This is a genomic window from Corallococcus sp. AB049A (genome assembly GCF_003668885.1).
In the GTDB taxonomy this organism is placed as follows: domain Bacteria; phylum Myxococcota; class Myxococcia; order Myxococcales; family Myxococcaceae; genus Corallococcus; species Corallococcus interemptor.
This window is the reverse complement of record NZ_RAWL01000642.1, coordinates 1-3,426: the sequence shown is the minus strand read 5'-3', so window position 1 is coordinate 3,426 and position 3,426 is coordinate 1. Positions and strand designations below refer to the sequence as shown.

Annotated in this window: 6 protein-coding genes; 2 read left to right on the top strand and 4 right to left on the bottom strand. The window is 71.2% G+C overall.

The window, feature by feature from the left end; genetic code table 11:
• Positions 1 to 75 precede the first annotated feature (75 nt).
• Together D7X55_RS37635 and D7X55_RS37630 are read left to right on the top strand one after the other, a co-directional pair.
• Positions 76 to 351 (top strand): hypothetical protein, encoded by a 276-nt coding sequence (locus D7X55_RS37635; RefSeq protein WP_043321624.1) that lies wholly within the window; start codon positions 76 to 78, stop codon positions 349 to 351.
• A gap of 57 nt (positions 352 to 408) precedes the next feature.
• Entirely contained in the window at positions 409 to 1,143 is a 735-nt protein-coding gene (locus D7X55_RS37630) for a PHP domain-containing protein (RefSeq protein ID WP_121725547.1), read from the top strand.
• Between the two features lie 4 nt (positions 1,144 to 1,147).
• On the opposite strand, the gene D7X55_RS37625 is transcribed toward D7X55_RS37630, so the two are convergent.
• The 4 genes from D7X55_RS37625 to D7X55_RS37610 form a co-directional block, all read right to left on the bottom strand.
• The gene (locus tag D7X55_RS37625) at positions 1,148 to 1,897 is read right to left on the bottom strand and encodes a hypothetical protein (RefSeq protein WP_120549781.1); all 750 of its coding nucleotides are present in this window, start codon (positions 1,895 to 1,897) and stop codon (positions 1,148 to 1,150) included.
• A 60-nt stretch (positions 1,898 to 1,957) separates the two neighbouring features.
• Positions 1,958 to 2,161 (bottom strand): hypothetical protein, encoded by a 204-nt coding sequence (locus D7X55_RS37620; RefSeq protein ID WP_014397115.1) that lies wholly within the window; start codon positions 2,159 to 2,161, stop codon positions 1,958 to 1,960.
• A gap of 66 nt (positions 2,162 to 2,227) precedes the next feature.
• Positions 2,228 to 2,548 carry an FmdB family zinc ribbon protein gene (locus D7X55_RS37615; protein WP_121725546.1) on the bottom strand — a complete coding sequence of 107 codons (321 nt, stop codon included), beginning with the start codon at positions 2,546 to 2,548 and terminating at the stop codon, positions 2,228 to 2,230.
• Positions 2,549 to 2,571: 23 nt separating this feature from the next.
• Positions 2,572 to 3,426: hypothetical protein (locus D7X55_RS37610; RefSeq protein ID WP_121725545.1), on the bottom strand; the 855-nt coding region annotated here is incomplete at its 5' end.

The following is a 3,426-nucleotide window of genomic DNA, read 5'->3' as shown; positions in this document are numbered from 1 at the left end:
CCCGGTTCTTCGATTGGGGCGGGGGCTCGGGCCATTTCCGGCACCGGGGCATGGGCGGAAAAAGGGGGCAGGACCGTGGACATGAAGACGAAGAAGGACCTGGCGGTCGATTTCATCAACACCATCCGCACCATGGAGCCGAGTGCGCTCAACGCCCTCATCGTGAAGGAAGCGGGCGAGGAGCTGGCGCAGTTCTTCCTGAACTACAGCGCCAACCTCATCTCAAAGGATCCGTCGCGGGTGCTGGAGAACACGTCCTCGCTGATGCTGATGGGCTACCTCATCCGCACGTACGAGGAGAAGAACAGCCAGGCCAAGCAGGGCAACTTCCAGTCCTACGCGTACGCCTGAGGGGCGGTGCGCGCGGGCTCGACAGGCCCCGGGAGGCCTGTTAGGCACGCGTCGCCCATGCTCATCGACCTACACGCCCATTCCCATCTGTCCAAAGGGTGCGACCTGGAGCCGCGCGCCGTGCTGGAGCGGGCGGCGATGTTCGGCCTGGACGCGGTGGCGTTCACCGAAACCAACACCCAGGACGGCTGCGACGAACTCTTCGAGATCGGCGCCAGGTCCAAGGTGAAGGTCTTCGTGGGCCTGGAGCTCGTCACGGACCGGGGCCAGTACCTGTGCTTCTTCCCGAAGCCGGAGCTGGCGCCGGAGCCCGTGCAGATGTGGGGCAGCAACCGGGAGAAGCCCTGGAGCGCGGCCGAGTGCCTGCCCAAGGTGAAGGCGCTGGGAGCCGCCATCGTCGCGGCCCGCCCCTTCGACCGCGACGTGCCCAACCCCGCCATGGACTACGTGCGCTCGCTGTCCGGCGTGCTGTGCGCGGTGGAGGGCTACAACGCCAAGGTGAAGCAGACGGCCAACGACCTGGCCGTGGAGGCCGCCGAAGTCCTCAAGCTGCCCTGCGTGGGCGGCAGCGACGCGCGCGGCTCGCTGGACGAGATGGGCCGCGGCGCCACCTTCTTCAAGCGCGACGTGCTCACCCAGGCCCAGCTGGTGGAAGAGCTGCTCAAGGGCGACTACTGGCCGGTGATGGCCGGTGAGCTGCCCCGCCTCACCCGGCCGGGCGAGGCGCAGGCCCAGCGCAAGGGCGGTGGCGGCGGCGGCAAGAAGCAGCACCGCCGCGGCGGCCGGCGCTAAGGCCTCAAGGCAGGACGGACCTGCCCGCCTCCTCCGCGCGCACCAGCCGTCCGTCGGTGAGGAACACCTTGCGGCGCTCGCCGGTGTAGCGCCACTCCTCGTTCTTCGCGGTGCCCTCCAGCGTGCGGCGGATGGACTCCGGCGGGCCCCAGGCCATGCGCACCGCGTCCGCGGGCATGTCCGCCACCAGCGTCTTCGTGCGCACGGCCTCCTTCACCGCCGCGCTGAAGCCGTTGAGCTGCGGCGTGAGCGGGTGGGGGGACAGGGTGTTCTCCAGCTCCGCGCGGAACGCGTCCGGCCGGTCCAGATTCGGCGGCAGCACCAGCACCACCTGCTCGCCCGCGGGTGCGCCCTCCACCGTCACGTACACCCAGGGCCAGGTGCGCGGGGAGTAGAGGACGCGCTCGGTGACGACCCACGCGGTGGGGAACTCCACCTTCGTGATCCGCACGCGCGAGCCGGCGGGGAGGGTGGCCTGGATGGGGCCGGGGTTGATGGGCTTGCCCTGGGTGTCGTCCACCAGCCGCACGTCCTCGGGCGGGTAGGGCGTGAGCAGCCGCTTGGACGCGTCCCCGAAGAAGGGCGTCAGGTAGGCGGAGACGCGCAGGTACTGCTCCGCGTCCGGGCCGCTGAGGCTCTGGTTCAGCGAGGCGCGGTCCTCGGGGGACATGCGGGTGGCGGACGCGCAGCCGGCGGCGACGGCCAGGAGCGGCACCAGGAACAGGGACGACAGCGAGCGGAAGGGACGCGGCATGGCACCTGGAGGCGCGCGGGATGGGACGGGCGCGCGCACTTTTCCGGGTGTCTGCTTAGCCTAGCGGATGGCCTGCGTCAGCGCTGGCGTGTCCGACGCCGCGAGCTTGCCGTTGCGGCAGCCGCGCTGCGGAGGACACACCGGGCCGCGGCCATGCGGGTCCGCGACCAGGAGGAACCGCCCCTGCCCCCGCGCATCCGTCAGCTCCGGATGGCCGCACAGCGCGCAGTGGCGGGGGGGACGCTTCGAGGGTGGAAAGGGCACGCGGCAAGTCTGCGGCCTCCCCGCGCCCCCAGCGAATTTTCAGCCAGGGGCGATTCGAGGCCCGCGCTACGGCTTGTCGCCGGAAGCGGTGCTCGGCGCGGCCGCGGGAGCGCTGGCGGCTGGCGTGCTGCTCGACGAAGCCGCCGTCGAGGACGAAGACGACGAGGAAGACGACGAACCGCCGCCTCCGCCGTCCTTCTTCGTGGAGCCGTACAGGTCCGAGTACCAGCCGCCACCCTTGAGGTGGAAGCTGGAGCGGCTGACCTGCTTGCTCAGCGTGTTCTGGGCGCCGCACGCGGTGCAGGCGGGGGGCGTCGGGTCGGACATCTTCTGCAGGACGTCGATGGTCTTTCCACAGGCCGAGCAGCCGTACTCGTAGATGGGCATGGGGTGGGTACCTCGTCGGTGAGTCAGTGCGAAGGGGATTGGGCCTGGGCGGACAGCTGCTTGCGCAGGCCTTCGGTCAGGTTCAGGCGCTCGAAGGCGCGGGTCACGAGCTCCGCGGGCGCGCCGTGCTTGCGGCCCACGACGTTGGCCAGCGAGTGGAGATCCGTGGCGTCCGGCAGGGCGTCCTTCGCCAGCCGCTCCAGCTCCTTGCGGAGCGCGTCCGCGAAGCGCTTCTGGATGCCCAGGTCCACCAGGTACTTGTCCCGGCCGAGCAGATCCAGCCGGTGCGTGAGATGCGACGTCGCCAGCACCTCGTTGCGGAAGCGCTCGCGCAGGGCCTCCACCTCCTCCTCCATCGCGAGCGCGTGCGTCAGCCGCTGCAGCTCGCTGGGGGACAGGCCCAGCGCCCAGGCCACGCGGCCGGTGGCGCCGCGCTGGGAGGCGACGGCGGTGCGGAGGTTCTCGCGCTCGCGCGCCTCCAGCGTCTCCATGATGCCGTGCTGGCGCAGCACGTTCTCCATGTCCACCTGGGTCAGCTCGCCGCGCGGGCCGTTGTAGCGGTGCTCCAGCGTGCGCAAGAGCGCGTAGCGGTGCTCCGAGGCCTGGATGGCGGCCTCCAGCGTCTCCTTGCCCTCCGCGCGCGTCAGTTCAAAGAACGACAGTCGCTGGGCCTCCACGCGGGTGAAGCGGCCGCGGGGGCGGGGCAGCTCGCGCTTGAGGAAGCGCGGGGGCTCCTCCTCCGCCGGGGGCTGCTGCGCGGCCGGGGCGGCCTGGGCGGTGTCCCCGTCCTCGGTGTCGGTGGCGCGCTTCTTGGGCGCGATGCGCTCCTGGACGGCGGCGGCCTCCGCCTTGGCGCTCTTGCGGCGGCCCGTCTTGGC